The 13,682-nt window shown below is 68.3% G+C and carries 13 protein-coding genes; 4 read left to right on the plus strand and 9 right to left on the minus strand.

The window, feature by feature from the left end:
• Nucleotides 1-191: 191 nt before the first annotated feature.
• Genes ACWF62_RS02310 through ACWF62_RS02330 form a run of 5 tightly spaced genes read right to left on the minus strand, consistent with a single transcriptional unit; the run spans nt 192 to nt 4,738 of the window.
• Nucleotides 192-614, minus strand: a complete 423-nt coding sequence (locus ACWF62_RS02310) for a nuclear transport factor 2 family protein (protein ID WP_378507367.1) — start codon at nt 612-614, stop codon at nt 192-194.
• 9 nt (nt 615-623) lie between these two features.
• On the minus strand, nt 624-1,487 hold the full coding sequence (locus ACWF62_RS02315) for a TIGR03619 family F420-dependent LLM class oxidoreductase (RefSeq protein WP_378507366.1): 864 nt from the start codon (nt 1,485-1,487) through the stop codon (nt 624-626).
• Nucleotides 1,488-1,500: 13 nt separating this feature from the next.
• Nucleotides 1,501-2,706: a thiolase domain-containing protein gene (locus tag ACWF62_RS02320; protein WP_452629322.1), complete on the minus strand. Its 1,206-nt coding sequence runs from the start codon at nt 2,704-2,706 to the stop codon at nt 1,501-1,503.
• Nucleotides 2,706-3,773, minus strand: coding sequence for a thiolase domain-containing protein (locus ACWF62_RS02325; protein WP_378507364.1), 1,068 nt, complete (start codon nt 3,771-3,773; stop codon nt 2,706-2,708). The genes ACWF62_RS02320 and ACWF62_RS02325 overlap by 1 nt, the downstream gene beginning before the upstream one ends.
• A gap of 14 nt (nt 3,774-3,787) precedes the next feature.
• A complete protein-coding gene (locus tag ACWF62_RS02330; protein ID WP_378507363.1) occupies nt 3,788-4,738 on the minus strand; it encodes a Zn-ribbon domain-containing OB-fold protein in 951 nt (316 codons plus the stop codon).
• A gap of 106 nt (nt 4,739-4,844) precedes the next feature.
• On the opposite strand from ACWF62_RS02330, the gene ACWF62_RS02335 reads away from it, so the two are divergent.
• Nucleotides 4,845-5,885: an LLM class F420-dependent oxidoreductase gene (locus ACWF62_RS02335; protein WP_378507362.1), complete on the plus strand. Its 1,041-nt coding sequence runs from the start codon at nt 4,845-4,847 to the stop codon at nt 5,883-5,885.
• A 206-nt stretch (nt 5,886-6,091) separates the two neighbouring features.
• On the plus strand, nt 6,092-7,015 hold the full coding sequence (locus ACWF62_RS02340; protein ID WP_452629323.1) for a hypothetical protein: 924 nt from the start codon (nt 6,092-6,094) through the stop codon (nt 7,013-7,015).
• A gap of 163 nt (nt 7,016-7,178) precedes the next feature.
• Here the strand turns inward: ACWF62_RS02340 and ACWF62_RS02345 are convergent, their stop codons facing one another.
• Nucleotides 7,179-8,003, minus strand: coding sequence for a crotonase/enoyl-CoA hydratase family protein (locus ACWF62_RS02345; RefSeq protein ID WP_378507360.1), 825 nt, complete (start codon nt 8,001-8,003; stop codon nt 7,179-7,181).
• A 79-nt stretch (nt 8,004-8,082) separates the two neighbouring features.
• Here ACWF62_RS02345 and ACWF62_RS02350 point away from each other — a divergent pair, with 79 nt between their 5' ends.
• On the plus strand, nt 8,083-9,732 hold the full coding sequence (locus ACWF62_RS02350; RefSeq protein ID WP_378507359.1) for an acyl-CoA synthetase: 1,650 nt from the start codon (nt 8,083-8,085) through the stop codon (nt 9,730-9,732).
• Nucleotides 9,732-10,847, plus strand: a complete 1,116-nt coding sequence (locus tag ACWF62_RS02355; protein ID WP_378507358.1) for an NAD(P)H-dependent flavin oxidoreductase — start codon at nt 9,732-9,734, stop codon at nt 10,845-10,847. The genes ACWF62_RS02350 and ACWF62_RS02355 overlap by 1 nt, the downstream gene beginning before the upstream one ends.
• Before the next feature lie 70 nt (nt 10,848-10,917).
• On the opposite strand, the gene ACWF62_RS02360 is transcribed toward ACWF62_RS02355, so the two are convergent.
• The 3 genes from ACWF62_RS02360 to ACWF62_RS02370 all read right to left on the minus strand — a co-directional run bounded on the left by ACWF62_RS02360 (nt 10,918) and on the right by ACWF62_RS02370 (nt 13,677).
• The gene (locus ACWF62_RS02360) at nt 10,918-11,577 is read right to left on the minus strand and encodes a hypothetical protein (protein ID WP_452629324.1); all 660 of its coding nucleotides are present in this window, start codon (nt 11,575-11,577) and stop codon (nt 10,918-10,920) included.
• A complete protein-coding gene (locus ACWF62_RS02365; RefSeq protein ID WP_378507356.1) occupies nt 11,574-11,927 on the minus strand; it encodes a PadR family transcriptional regulator in 354 nt (117 codons plus the stop codon). The genes ACWF62_RS02360 and ACWF62_RS02365 overlap by 4 nt, the downstream gene beginning before the upstream one ends.
• Nucleotides 11,928-12,057: 130 nt before the next feature.
• A complete protein-coding gene (locus ACWF62_RS02370) occupies nt 12,058-13,677 on the minus strand; it encodes a long-chain-fatty-acid--CoA ligase (protein WP_452629325.1) in 1,620 nt (539 codons plus the stop codon).
• Nucleotides 13,678-13,682 lie beyond the last annotated feature (5 nt).

Below are 13,682 nucleotides of genomic sequence, written 5' to 3' on the forward strand. Positions count from 1 at the left end.
CTAAAGAATGCGGGTTTGGGGGGGAACAAAAAGAAGAAACAAAAACACCCCCCGGACACAACCCCCCTCCCCCCCCGCCGCTGTTGGCTTCCGGACGGGGCGCCCGGTTCTCGCCGAGCACCCGGCAGGTCGTGAACGACGAAGGGCCGCATCCCGATCGGGATGCGGCCCTTCGCCTGTTCCGGGGAGGGCTATAGCTTCGTCATGGTCTTCATTGCCCGGTCGACCTCCCAGAAGGCCCGCAGCGACTGCAGCTTGCCCTCGTCGGTGACGCGGTAGATGAACACGCCCTCGGCATCGACCTGCGCACCGGCCAGCACCGTGCGGATCCGCCCGATGTTGACGACCTCACTGCCGCACACCAACTGGTCGTCGATGATGAACTCGATCGAGTCGGTGTTCGCGATCGTCATGTCGTAGAACTTCGAGATCGCCTCCCGCCCGTGGTGCCCCGTGCCCTCGGGGTCGAAGCCCGACGGGCCGACCGGGTCCTCGACCCAGCCGTCCTCGGCGAACAGGTTCAGCCACTCCTCCTTGCGCTTGCCGCTGGCCGCGGCCTGCGACGCGCGCGAGGCGATCAGGGCGGGGTGGTCGGTGGTCGTCTCAGCCGTCATGGCATCTCCCTACTTGATGTACTGATCGGCAAACTTGCGCAGCGAGGCCTGCTTCGCCTCGAGCGGTCCGTCGAAGGCGACGCCGTCGAAGAGCCAGGGCACCACGATGCAGTCGGTGATGCCCGCCTCGGCCATCTCGGCATAGCCGTCCCTGCCGAACCGGTCGATGCACACCGCCTGAATCTCGAACGGCTCGTTCTCCCTGCCATATTCGGCTCGGAGTTCGTCCAGCCGGGCCTTGGTGGCTACGAGATCCCTGAACTTCATCATCGCCGACGTCCAGCCGTCACCGATGCGCGCAGCGCGCTTGAGCGCGACCTCGGTGTGCCCGCCGACATAGAACGGCACCGGCACCGACGGGGCCGGGCTCATCTGCAGCCGGTCGAAGTCGAAGAACTCGCCGTGGAACTCGACCATGCCGCCGGCGAGCACCAGCTTGATGACCTCGATCATCTCGTCGACCCGGGCGCCACGCCTCTTGTACGGCACCCCGCACCATTCGAATTCCTCCGGCGCCCAGCCGATCCCGACACCGAACCCGAACCGGTTGCCGGTCAGGTTCGCCACCGACCCGACCTGACGGGCCAGCAGCAGGGGATTGCGGGAACCGAGCTTGAGGACGTTGGTGTAAAACCCGATCGTCGAGGTCGCCGCACCCATCGCCGCGGCGGCGATCAACGGATCCACCCACGGGGTGTCGGCGTTCCACATCCGCGACCCGTCCGGGGTGTACGGGTAGTCGGCGGCCGCGGTCTCCATGTAGAACAACGAGTCCGGGAGGCCGATGTTGGCGAACCCGCACTCCTCGGCGGTCTGCGCGAGCGGGACCAACTGCTCGAGCGGACTCATCGCGATTCCGACGGTGTACTTCACGGTGTGCCCCTTCCTAATTGGTGGGGCGATCGGAGCCGACCACCCACATCGCGAAGTACTGCGAGCCGCCGCCGTACGCGTGCCCGAAGGCCTTCCGCGCGCCGTCCACCTGGTGGTCGCCGGCCCGCTCCATCACCTGCATCGCCGACTCGGCGTACCGGATCATGCCGGACGCGCCGATCGGGTTCGAGGAGAGCACGCCGCCGGAGGCGTTGACCGGCATCCGTCCGCCGAGCGCGGTCTCGCCCGCCTCGGTGAACTTCCAGCCCTCGCCCTCGGCGACGAACCCAAGGTTCTCGAGCCACATCGGCTCGAACCACGAGAACGGGACGTAGATCTCCGCCTCGTCGATCTCGGTGAGCGGGTCGGTGATCCCCGCTGCCTTCCACAGCGCGGCCGAGGCGTCCCGGCCGGCCTGCGGGTTCGCGACATTGCGGCCCGCGTACGACAGCGGTTCGGTGCGCATCGCGGTCGCGTGGATCCAGGCGACCTTGCGTCCCTCCGACAGCACCTCCTTTGCGGCGTCCTCGTTGCCGATGACGATCGCGCAGGCACCATCCGAGGACGGGCACGTCTCGTCGAAACGGATAGGGTCCCACAGCATCTGGGACTCCATCACCGACTCGACGGTGATGTCGGCCTGCTTGAGGTGTGCGTACGGGTTCATCGCGCCGTTGCGCCGGTCCTTGACGGCAACCAGCGCGCCGATGTGGTCGGGAGCGCCCGAGCGGCGGATGTACGAGCGGACGTGCGGGGCGAAGAAGCCGCCAGCACCCGCACCGACCGGCATCGTGAACGGCACCGGCGTGGACAGCGCCCACATCGCGTTCGATTCCGACTGCTTCTCCCACGAGACCGCGAGCACCCGCTTGTGGACGCCGGACTGCACGAGGCTGGTCGCGACGTTGCCCGTCGAGGCACCCACCGATCCGGCGGTGTGCACGCGCAGCAGCGGCTTCCCGTTGGCACCCAGTGCATCCGACATCGCCAGCTCCGGCATCATCGACCCCTCGAACAGGTCGGGCGCCTTGCCGATGACGATCGCGTCGATGTCGTCCCAGCCGACGTGGGCGTCGGCCATCGCGCGGTCGATCGCCTCGCGGATCATGCCCGCCATCGTGACGTCGTGCCGCTTGGCGACGTAGTAGGTCTGGCCGGTGCCGAGGACGGCTGCGAGTTGCTTACCTCGGGCGGAGCCTCGGGAAATGTTGCTCGCCATCAGTTGTTGCGTCCTTCCATGACTGCGACCAGGTTCTGCTGCAGCACGGGGCCACTGGTGGCGTGGGCGAGGGTGCGCTGGGCGTCACCGCTCATGATCTGCTGTGCGGCGTAGCCGATGCGTTCGAGGCCGCCGGAGAACAGCGGGTTGCCGGTCAGCGGGCCGCCGGACGGGTTGATCCTGGTGGCGTCGGTCAGGCCGATCGCCTCCCGCAGGATGATCTCCTGGTGCGTGAACGGGGCGTGCAGTTCGGCGACGTCGATGTTTGAGACGTCACCGCCGGTCGCGGCGCGGGCCGCGGCCGCGGTGGACGGGGAGACCGTCAGATCCCGCGAGCCGATGTTCGGCGAGTCGATGCGATGGTCGATTCCGGTGATCCACGCGGGGCGTTCGCACAGGTCGCGGGCGCGGTCGCCACGGGCGAGGATGATCGCGGCGGCGCCGTCGGTGATCGGGGCGCAGTCGTGCGCGCGCAGCGGGTCGGCGACGTACTCGCCTGCCAGCAGCGTCTCGACGTCGACGTCACCGGAGATCTGGGCGTTGGGGTTGCTCTTCGCGGCGGCCCGGCTGCGGCGGGCGATCTCGGCCATGTCCTCGGCGGTCCACTTGCCCGCGTCGAGCCCGAGCCGGGCCTGCAGGCCCGCGACCGACACCGAGTCCGGCCACAGCGGCGCCACGACGTACGGATCCATCTGCATCGCGAGGATCTGGCGGAGATTGCCCGCGGACGACTTACCGAAGCCGTAGACGAGGGCGGTGTCGACCTCACCGGTCATGATCTTGACCCAGGCCTCGTACAGCGCCCAGGCGGCGTCCATCTCCACGTGCGACTCGTTGATCGGCGGAACGGCACCGATCGAGTCGATCGCGGAAATGAACGAGAACGAGCGCCCGGCCAGGTAGTCGGACGATCCGGAGCACCAGAACCCGATGTCGGACTTGGTGATTCCGAGCTCCGCGTAGAGCTGCTGGAAACAGGGGACGAGCATCTCGACACCGTTGGTGGTGCCGGTGGTCTCGCGCACATGGGGGGCCTGCGCGAAGCCGACGACTGCAATGTCTGTCATGGTCTTACCGGCTCCTAGAGGTGATGCTTGTAGGTGTCGTAGTCCGCGTCCGGCTCACCGCTGGGGCGGAAATGGGAGATGTTGCGCAGCGAGTACTCCCACTCGTCCTTCGGGCGCCACGCGGCCTCGACCCGCATGCCCATCCGGACCTCGGTGGGATCGACCTCGAGGAGCAGGTGCAGGAACGGGATGTCCGCGCCGTCCAGGACGATGTACGCGGCCACGTAGGGCGGCTTGATCTGCTGACCGAGGAACGGGACGTTGACGATGCAGAACGTGGTGACGGTGCCCTTGTCGGAGACCTCGACCTGCTCCTTGGTGGGGACGCCGTCGGTGGGGTTCGCACCGCGCGGGGGCACATACACCTTGCCGTTCGCGTCGGTGCGGCCGCCGATGACCTTGCCCTCCATCAGGCCGCGAAGGTAGTAGCTCTCCTCGAACGACGCGGTGTGCGTGTAGTGCAGGTCGATCGGGGTGACGATGTCGGTGACCGGCTCGCCGCCGGATGCGGAGGGGGTGGACTCGCTCTCACCCGGCTCGAAGCAGGCGATGTCGCGGATGTGTCCGGTGCGCTCGTCGGCCCAGCGGACCCGTACCCGCATCCCGGTGCTCATCGCGTCCGCCGATCCGGCATCGACGGCGTGCAGGATCGAGGTGTCCGCGCCGTCCAGCCGGATCAGGGCCCACGCGAACGGGTGGCTCAGCGGCTGGCCCTCGATGGGGTCGGGCATCCACGTCCAGCTGGCGACCGTCCCGGTGTCCGCGACGTCGACGAAGTCGGTCGTCGGTTCGTGGGTGACGGGGTCGAACTCGGGCGGCGGCACGTGCACCCGGCCGTCGGAGGCCCGGGCGCCCACCACCTTTCGGTCGCGCAGCCCGGTGACGAACGCGCCGATGGTCGGTCCAACGGACCGCGTGTAGTCGAATTTGAGATTAAGTGGTGCCCGCAGGGGCTGCTCGGCCACTTGGGTCTTTTCAAGGGTCACGGAATCGAGTAGAACAGGTTCTCATTACTGTGGCAAGAGTCACTGTCGCGGTGCGGCGGAAATGGGAAAACACGGAGGCGCGCAAATGAAGCTGGGGTTGCAACTCGGATACTGGGGCGCGCAGCCGCCGACGAACGCCGCCGAACTCGTTACAGAAGCCGAGCGCTGCGGCTTCGAAGCGGTGTTCTCCGCAGAATCCTGGGGCAACGACGCGTTCACCCCGCTCGCCTGGTGGGGGTCGAGCACCGAGCGGGTCCGCCTCGGCACCTCGGTGGCGCAGCTGTCCGGCCGGACCCCGACCAACGCCGCGATGCACGCGTTGACCCTTGACCACCTATCCGGCGGGCGGGCGATTCTGGGCCTCGGCGTCTCGGGGCCGCAGGTCGTGGAGGGGTGGTACGGCAGGCCGTTCCCGAAACCCCTTGCCCGGACCCGGGAATACGTCTCGATCATCCGGCAGGTCCTGGCCAGGGAAGCAGCCGTCACCAACGATGGCCCGCACTATCCGCTGCCGTACCGCGGCGAGGACGGGATGGGACTGGGCAAGCCGCTCAAGCCGATCACCCACCCGCTCCGCGCGGACCTGCCGATCTGGCTCGGCGCCGAGGGGCCGAAGAACGTCGCGCTGACCGCGGAGATCGCCGACGGCTGGCTCGCGATCTACTACACGCCGCGGCTCGCACACATGTACAACGCGTGGCTCGACGAGGGATTTGCCCGCCCCGGCGCCCGACGCAGCCGGGCGGACTTCGAGATCGCCGCGACCTGCCAGGTCGTCGTCACCGATGACCGCGCCGCGGCGATCGCCGCCGCCAAGCCCTATACCGCGCTGTATGTCGGCGGAATGGGGGCCGCCGAGCTGAATTTCCACGCCCAGGTGTACACCCGGATGGGCTACGGGGCCGAGGTCAAGGAGATCCAGCGGCTCTTCCTGGCAGGCAAGAAGGAGGAGGCCATCGCGACCGTGCCGGACGAGATGGTCACCGACACGATGATCGTCGGCGACCTCGACGAGGTCCGCAGGCAGGTGAAGGTGTGGGAGGACGCCGGCGTCACGATGCTGCTGGTGACCTGTCGCGACGTCGAACACGTGCGCGAACTCGCCGCCGCCGTCCACCCGGCCTAGTACCCACTGCCCGCCTCCCCGAGTGAACGGAAGCGTTCAGTCGATCTGATCGAATGAATGTGCCGTTCACTCGGGAGTCTCGGTTGTCCACAGGCCGGGAATTTGTACACAGACACCCACTCCAGGGACGGTCCGGGTCTCCGGATGCGTCCATGATCGAGGTCATGAGGCACGGGGGATGGGGCGGCGAGGGTCGAGTGCTTGAGATGGCCGCGGTCAGTGGGGTGATCAGCGTGGCCACGCTGGCGTCGTTCGGGGTGTCGTCGTCGACGATCGTTGCGAGATGCAAGCCGGGTGGGCCGTGGCGGCGGCTCCTTCCCGGTGTTGTCCAGTTGACCAACGGCTACCCGACGCCGCGGCAGCGCGTAGTCGCGGCCCTGACGTACTGCGGGGACGACGCCTTGCTCACCGGCCGAGCTGCGTTGCGCGAGTATGGCTTCGGTGAGGAGGCTGGCGAGGTTCACGTGCTGCTTCCGGATCGTCGACGGAAGCAGTCGACGTCGTTTGTTCGGGTCGAGCGGACCACTCGGTTGCCAGTACCCGTCAACAGGAGCGGTTTGCCGTGTGCGCCGATCCCGCGGGCGGTGCTGGACGCTGCCCGGCTGTGCGTGACGCTCGACTCGGCACGCGCGTTGATCGCATCCGTTGTTCAACGCAGGGCCGTCACCGCTGCCGAGTTGGCGGTCGAGCTTGAGGAGGGGAGCGTCCGCGGCTCGGCTCTGCCACGCATCGTGGTCGAGGAGATGGACGCGAATGTGCACTCGGTTCCGGAGGCCGTCGCCCGGAAGATCTGGCAGTCGACCGGCCTCCCCGAGATGGTATTCAACCGCCCGATTCGCACCTCAAACGGTGTGTTTCTGGCGCAGCCCGACGGCTGGATCGACAGCGTCGGATTGGCGTGGGAGATCGACTCGGTCGATTGGCATGCCACGCCGGAGCTGTATGCGGCCACGGTCGAACGGCGGACCAGGATGCAGGACCAGTTGATCGTCGTCCTGGTGACCATTCCCCGGATGGTGTACTCAGATCCGAGCGCGGTATCCACGTCGCTTCGTGCCCACTTCGCGCTGGCGGCTCAGCGCCCCCGGCCGCCCGTGATCATGGACCCGGAGCGTCGCGCGACGGGGTGATGGCAGTCGGTCCGTGTGGCTCCGGATGGGTCATTCTCGCCAATTCGCTGGCCCGAGCGAACGGCACATTTGTTCGATCAGATCGACTGAACGCTTCCGTTCACTCGGGGGCGGGGCGGGGTGGGCGGAGTGGGTCGGGTGAGGGGGCGGGGCTCGTGAGGGGCTACCTGCCCTGGAACTTCGGGGCGCGCTTCTCGGCGAAGGACCGGGGGCCTTCCTTGGCGTCGTCGCTCTTGAACACCTCGGCGCCGATCTTTGCCTCGAGCTTGAACGCCTCCTCCTCGTGCATGCCCTCGGTCACCCGGATCGTCTTGAGGATGGCCTGCACCGCGACCGGGCCGTTGGCGGCGATCCGCTCGGCAATCTCGAGCGCCGTCGTCAGCGCCTCGCCGTCCGGCACGACATGGCCGATCAGGCCGAGCTCCTTGGCCTCGGGTGCGGGGACGTTGCGGCCGGTGAGCAGGATTTCCGCGGCAACGGTGTAGGGGATCTGCCGGACCAGCCGAACAGCGGACCCGCCGAGCGGGAACAGGCCGAGGCGGGCCTCGGAGACGCCGAACTTCGCGCTCTCGCCCGCCACCCGGATGTCGGTGCCCTGCAGGATCTCGGTGCCGCCCGCGATCGCGGCGCCCTCGACCGCCGCGATCAGCGGCTTGGTCAGCCTGCGTCCCTTGAGCAGGGCGGGCAGCGAGGTCGGGTCGAGGCTGCCCTTGGAGAAGGCGTCGCCGGGCGCATTCTTGTTCATCGCCTTGAGGTCCATGCCCGCGCAGAACGTGCCGCCAGCACCGGTCAGGACGGCAACCCGGATGTCGGGGTCGTTGTCGACCCGGTCCCAGGCGTCGACCATGATCGCCATCATCTCGCCGGAGAGGGCGTTGCGTGCCTCCGGGCGGTTCATCGTGACGATCAGGACGTGACCGCGCTTCTCCACGAGGCAGTGCGCGGACTTGTCCGAAACGTCTGAAATCGCGGCCGTGGTGGAGGACACTGATTGCTCCCGAATGCGTGTGAGTTGGGTCTCAAATTGACTCTTGCCAGAAACGGTAACACGTTCTACTTTGTTGGTCGTGGCACTTAACATCGCAGACTTCGTTGAGCACTCCATCGACCTGAATCCCGAGCGCGTGGCGCTGCTGGACGGGCGTCGCGAGTTCACCTATTCGCAACTTGAGGACCGCACCAACCGGCTGGCGCACTACCTGCTCGATCACGGGGTGAAGCCCGGCGACAAGGTGGGCATCTACTCCCGGAACACCATCGAGGCCATCGAGGCGATGGTCGCGGTGTTCAAGGCCCGTGCCGTGATGGTGAACGTCAACTACCGGTACGTCGAGAACGAGTTGCAGTACATCTTCGAGAACTCGGACATGGCCGCGCTGGTCGTCGAGCGCAGGTACGTCGACAAGGTCGCGAACGTGCTGCCGAACACCCCGCAGGTCAAGTCGGTCGTGGTCATCGACGACGGCACCAGCGAGCTGGACTTCGCCGGCTTCGGCGGGGTGGAGTACGAGGAGGCGCTCGCACAGTCCTCGCCCGCCCGCGACTTCGGCGAGCGCAGCCCCGACGACATCTTCATGCTCTACACCGGCGGCACCACCGGCATGCCGAAGGGCGTCATGTGGCGGCACGAGGACTGGTGGCGGGTGCTCGGCGGCGGCGTCAACTTCATCACCGGCGAGTACGTCCAGGACGAGTGGGACATGGCCAAGCTCGGCGCGGCCAACCCGGCGATGGTGCGGTTCCCCATCCCGCCGATGATCCACGGCGGCGCGCAGTCCGCGGTGTTCCACAGCCTCTTCGGCGGCGGCACCCTTGCGCTGCACCCGGAGTTCGACGGTCACGCCGTGTGGCAGGTCATCGACCGCCACAAGGTCAACCTGATCTTCATCACCGGTGACGCGATGGCCCGTCCGATGCTCGACGCGCTGAAGGCGGGCAACCCGGAAACCGGTGAGCCGTACGACCTCTCGTCGCTGTACGTGCTGGCCTCCAGTGCGGCGCTGTTCTCCCCGGCGCTGAAGGAGGAGTTCCTGGAGCTGCTGCCGAACCGCCTGCTCACCGACTCGATCGGCTCCTCCGAGACCGGCTTCGGTGGCCTCGCGACGATCACCAAGGGCTTCGAGCACACCGGCGGCCCGCGGGTGAAGATCGACTCGCAGACCACCGTCCTCGACGACGAGGGCAACCCGATCGAGCCCGGCTCCGGCAAGGTCGGCCTGCTCGCCCGCAGCGGCCACATCCCGCTCGGCTACTACAAGGACGAGAAGAAGACCGCCGAGACCTTCAAGGTCTACAACGGGATCCGCTACTCGATCCCCGGCGACTACGCCTCCGTCGAGGCGGATGGCACGGTCACGATGCTCGGCCGCGGCTCGGTCTCGATCAACAGCGGCGGCGAGAAGATCTACCCGGAGGAGGTCGAGGGCGCGGTCAAGACGCATCCCGACGTCTTCGACACCCTCGTCATCGGTGTCCCGGACGAGCGGTTCGGCCAGCGGGTCGCCGCGGTCGTCGCGACCCGTGACGGCGCCCGCCCGAGCATGAACGACATCGTGGCAGCCGCGCGCAAGGAGATCGCGGGCTACAAGGTGCCGCGCAGCGTGTGGTTCGTCGACGAGATCAAGCGGTCGCCCGCCGGCAAGCCCGACTACAAGTGGGCGAAGGGCGTCGCCGAGTCGCGCGAGGCGGACGATCACTACACGAACGGCAACTCCTGATGCACAACGAGCTCGCGGCGAAGTTCGGGATCAAGTACCCGATCTTCGCGTTCACCCCCTCCGAGCATGTGGCGGCCGCCGTCACGCGGGCCGGCGGGCTCGGGGTCCTCGGATGCGTCCGCTTCAACGACGCCGAGGAACTCGACGCGACGCTGAACTGGATGGACGAGAACACCGACGGCAAGCCGTACGGCGTCGACGTCGTGATGCCCGCGAAGGTGCCCACCGAGGGCAGCGCGGTCGACCTGGACAAGCTGATCCCGGCCGAGCATCGCGCCTTCGTCGACCGCACGCTGGCCGAGCTCGGGGTTCCTCCGCTGTCCGACGACGTCGAGCACGCCACCGGCGTCCTCGGCTGGCTGCACTCGGTGGCCCGAGCCCAGCTGGACGTCGCCTTCAAGCACCGTCCCGCGCTGATCGCGAACGCACTCGGCTCGCCGCCGAAGGACGTGATCGACGAGGCGCACGGCCACGGCGTCCCGGTCGCGGCGCTGGCCGGTGCGGTCCCGCACGCGCTCAGCCACGTCGCGAACGGCGTCGACATCGTCATCGCGCAGGGCTACGAGGCGGGCGGTCACACCGGTGAGATCGCCTCGATGGTGCTGGTTCCCGAGATCGTCGACGCGGTCGGTGATTCCGCGACGGTCATCGCGGCGGGTGGCATCGGCAGCGGCCGTCAGGTCGCGGCGGCGATGGCGCTGGGTGCCCAGGGCGTGTGGATGGGATCGTACTGGCTCACCGCGGCCGAGTACCGGCTCGGCAGCGCGGCGGACGGTACGTCGGCGACGCAGCGGGCACTGCTTGCGGCAACCTCGAGCGACACCGTCCGTTCCCGGATCTACTCGGGCAAGCCGGCGCGGCTGCTCAAGACCAAGTGGACCGAGGCGTGGTCGGCGGAGGGTGCGCCAGCCGCGCTGCCGATGCCGCTGCAGAACATCCTGGTCGCCGAGGCGCACCAGCGGATCGCCGCCGCCGAGAACCCGGATGTCGTCGCGATGCCGGCGGGCCAGATCGTCGGCCGGATGAACGAGATCCGGCCCGTCGCGGACACGATGGCCGACCTGGTCGCCGAGTTCGAGGCCACCGTCGCGCGGCTGGACAAGCTGGGCGGGTAGCCGGAGGTCAGGACCGCAGCACGCCGGAAGGCCGGGTACGAATCTCGTACCCGGCCTTCGTCATTCGACTTCAGTCGACGCGGGGTCGGAGTCCGATGTGGCGGGCGATCGCAGCGCCAGCGCCGACCATCGCGCACACGGCCACGATCGTGGTGGCAAAGGTACTTGGCAGCGTGGTGAAGCCCTGCGCCCATGCGGTGCCGACTCCGGCCAGGATCGCGAACAGGGCCGCGATCGGCAGAATCCGTGCCAGGGCCCGTGTGGTGTCCGCGGCCCGGGGATCCCCGACGGCCCGGAGCGTGCCCCACGTACAGGCCAGCGCGAGCAGGTAGCCGAGGGCGCCGCTCGCCGCGAAGATCACGCCAATCAGCTGGGCGGGCTCGACGGTCACGTTGCGCCAGAAACCCAGGTACAGCATGGTCAGCGTCGTCCCCATGCCCAGGGTGGCGCCGGCAAGCGTGGCCAGCGCCACCAACCCGAGTCGGGTTGCCCGACCGGACAGCCCGCGTTCGTCCGCCCAGGACCGAAGCGTTGCGGCGGGATCGCTACCCACGACGGCATCGGCTCCAAGGCCCGCGCTGTCCGCGGCCTCGAGTTCGCCGGACAGTTCGTCGAGCAGTCCCGCGCGGTCGCTGCGTCGCACACCGGCACGGCGCCACACCCGGGCGGCGATTCGGGTGACATCGGCGGTGGTCGGAACCCCGCTGGGGGTGGAGTCGGTGACGCTCATCGTGCTTCTCCTGTCGAGTTCGTTGATGGCAAAACCGAATTCACTGATGCGGCGAGCGTTGCCCATTCCTCGGTTCCGGTCGCCAGTGTGTTGAGGCCGAGGTCGGTCACCGAGTAGTACTTGCGCGGCGGACCCGAGTCGGACGGGCGGCTCTCGGTGCACACCAGTCCGGCCCGTTCGAGCCTGGCGAGTAGGGGGTACGACGATCCGCCCGCAACGAGGAGGTCTCGTTCGGCGAGTCGCTCCGTCAGTTCGTAGCCGTAAATCGGGCGTTCGCGAAGGATCGACAGGACACAGAGGTCGAGGACGCCCCGCAGGATGAGGCTGCGGCGGTCAACGGAAGGACTCATGCACAGCAAGGTATCACTATCGGTGTAAGCAAGATAGCTGTTCGGCAGACGCCGGCGCACCGAGCGAACGGCACATTCATTCGATCAGATCGACTGAACGCTTCCGTTCACTCGGGCGAGGGGGAGGGGATCAGCGGTCCAGTTCGGTGTCCAGCTGCGCGGCGAGGTCCGCGGTCACCGGCACGAACGACGCGGCGCCTGCGGCGCGGAACCAGGTGGGGTCGGGGGAGTTCCAGCGCTGCGCGCTCAGCGACCGGCCGAGCACCTTGTAGGTGGCGGTCTTCGGCAGGTCCGCGGTGACGCGGATGAAGCTCGGCAGCTGCTTGGGGCCGAGATCGCCCTGCGCGGTGAGGAACTCGGCGAACTCGTCGATGTCGAAGCCGTCCGCGGCGACGATCGCGACGGCCACCCGGTCACCGACCTGGGGGTCGGGGACCGCATACGCCGCGACCTCAACGACCCCCGGGTGGCGGGCGAGGATGTTCTCGATCGGCGCGGTGCCGAGGTTCTCGCCGTCGACCCGCATCCATCCGGAGCTGCGGCCCGCGAAGTACACGTAGCCGTCGGCGTCGACGTAGCCGAGGTCGCCGCTCCAGTACTGGCCGTCGCGGACCCGCTCGGCCTCGGCCGCCGGGTTCTTGTAGTACCCGGCGAAGCTCCCGGTCCCGGTGGTGTTGACCAGCTCGCCGGTGGCCTTGTCGGCATTGAGGATGTGGCCTGCCGTATCGAATTCCGCTGTCGGGCAGGGTGCCCCGGTGTCCGGATCGAGGACGGCGATGCCTGCGGGCAGCGGGCCGAGGGCCCCGGCGGGGGTGCCCGGCAGGCGGGAGATCAGCACACCGCCCTCGGTGGACCCGAATCCGTCGACGACTCGGACGTCGAACCGGCGGCCGAAGTCGGCGATCGCCGACGGCGAACCCTCATTGCCGTACACGATCTTCAGCGGGTTGTCGGCGTCGTCGCCGCGTTCGGGAGTGGCGAGCACGTAGGCGAGGGGCTTGCCGACGTAGTGGGCGAAGGTAGCACCGAACCGGCGGACATCCGGCAGGAAGCCGGACGCCGAGAACTTGCGCCGGAGCGCGAAATTTCCGCCAGCGGCGAGCGCGATCGCCCAGCACGCCATCACGGCGCCGGAGTGAAACAGCGGCATCGACGCGTAGGTGGTGTCGGCGGAGGTCAACTCGAACCGGTTTGCGAGCATCACACCGGGGCCGGCGACCATCCGGTGGGTGACCCGGACCGCCTTCGGGTCACCGCTGGTGCCGGAGGTGAAGATCAGCATGAACAGCTCGTCCGGCGCGGGGCGTGCGTCCGGTGCGGTGCTGTCGCGGTGCGCGGCGAGCAGGTCGTGCCACTCGGGGGAGTCGACCAGCAGGACCCGCACCGCACCGAGGTCGAGTCCGTCGAGCAGGCGCGCCTTCTCGGAGTCGGTGACCACGACCTGACAGTCGGATCGGGCGATGTCCCCCGCGAGGGCGGTGCCGCGCCGGGTCGGGTTCAGCCCGGCCAGGACGGTGCCGCCGACCGCGGTGGCACCGAGCAGCAGCGCGAACTCGGGGACGTTGTCCAGCAGCACCCCCACGTGCGGGGGCGCCGCTGGGTCCAACAGCGACGCCAGTGCTGCGGCGACGTCGATGCACGCGCCGATGTGCTCCGACCACGGAATCCTCGTGTCCTCGAAGAGGATTCCGTGGTCGTTGTCGTCCCGCAGTGCGAGCAGCAGGTCGGTGACGGTGGGAGCAGTGGTCATGGCGC

The organism is Rhodococcus sp. NPDC054953 (genome assembly GCF_053609225.1).

Excerpts from the sequence above, each read along its gene's own strand:
- ACWF62_RS02365 (WP_378507356.1), bottom strand. The coding sequence starts at position 11,927 with ATGAGTCCTTCCGTTGACCGCCGCAGCCTCATCCTGCGGGGCGTCCTC.
- ACWF62_RS02320 (WP_452629322.1), bottom strand. The coding sequence starts at position 2,706 with ATGGCGAGCAACATTTCCCGAGGCTCCGCCCGAGGTAAGCAACTCGCA.
- ACWF62_RS02360 (WP_452629324.1), bottom strand. The coding sequence starts at position 11,577 with ATGAGCGTCACCGACTCCACCCCCAGCGGGGTTCCGACCACCGCCGAT.
- ACWF62_RS02325 (WP_378507364.1), bottom strand. The coding sequence starts at position 3,773 with ATGACAGACATTGCAGTCGTCGGCTTCGCGCAGGCCCCCCATGTGCGC.
- ACWF62_RS02355 (WP_378507358.1), top strand. The coding sequence starts at position 9,732 with ATGCACAACGAGCTCGCGGCGAAGTTCGGGATCAAGTACCCGATCTTC.
- ACWF62_RS02335 (WP_378507362.1), top strand. The coding sequence starts at position 4,845 with ATGAAGCTGGGGTTGCAACTCGGATACTGGGGCGCGCAGCCGCCGACG.
- ACWF62_RS02370 (WP_452629325.1), bottom strand. The coding sequence starts at position 13,677 with ATGACCACTGCTCCCACCGTCACCGACCTGCTGCTCGCACTGCGGGAC.
- ACWF62_RS02310 (WP_378507367.1), bottom strand. The coding sequence starts at position 614 with ATGACGGCTGAGACGACCACCGACCACCCCGCCCTGATCGCCTCGCGC.
- ACWF62_RS02340 (WP_452629323.1), top strand. The coding sequence starts at position 6,092 with ATGGCCGCGGTCAGTGGGGTGATCAGCGTGGCCACGCTGGCGTCGTTC.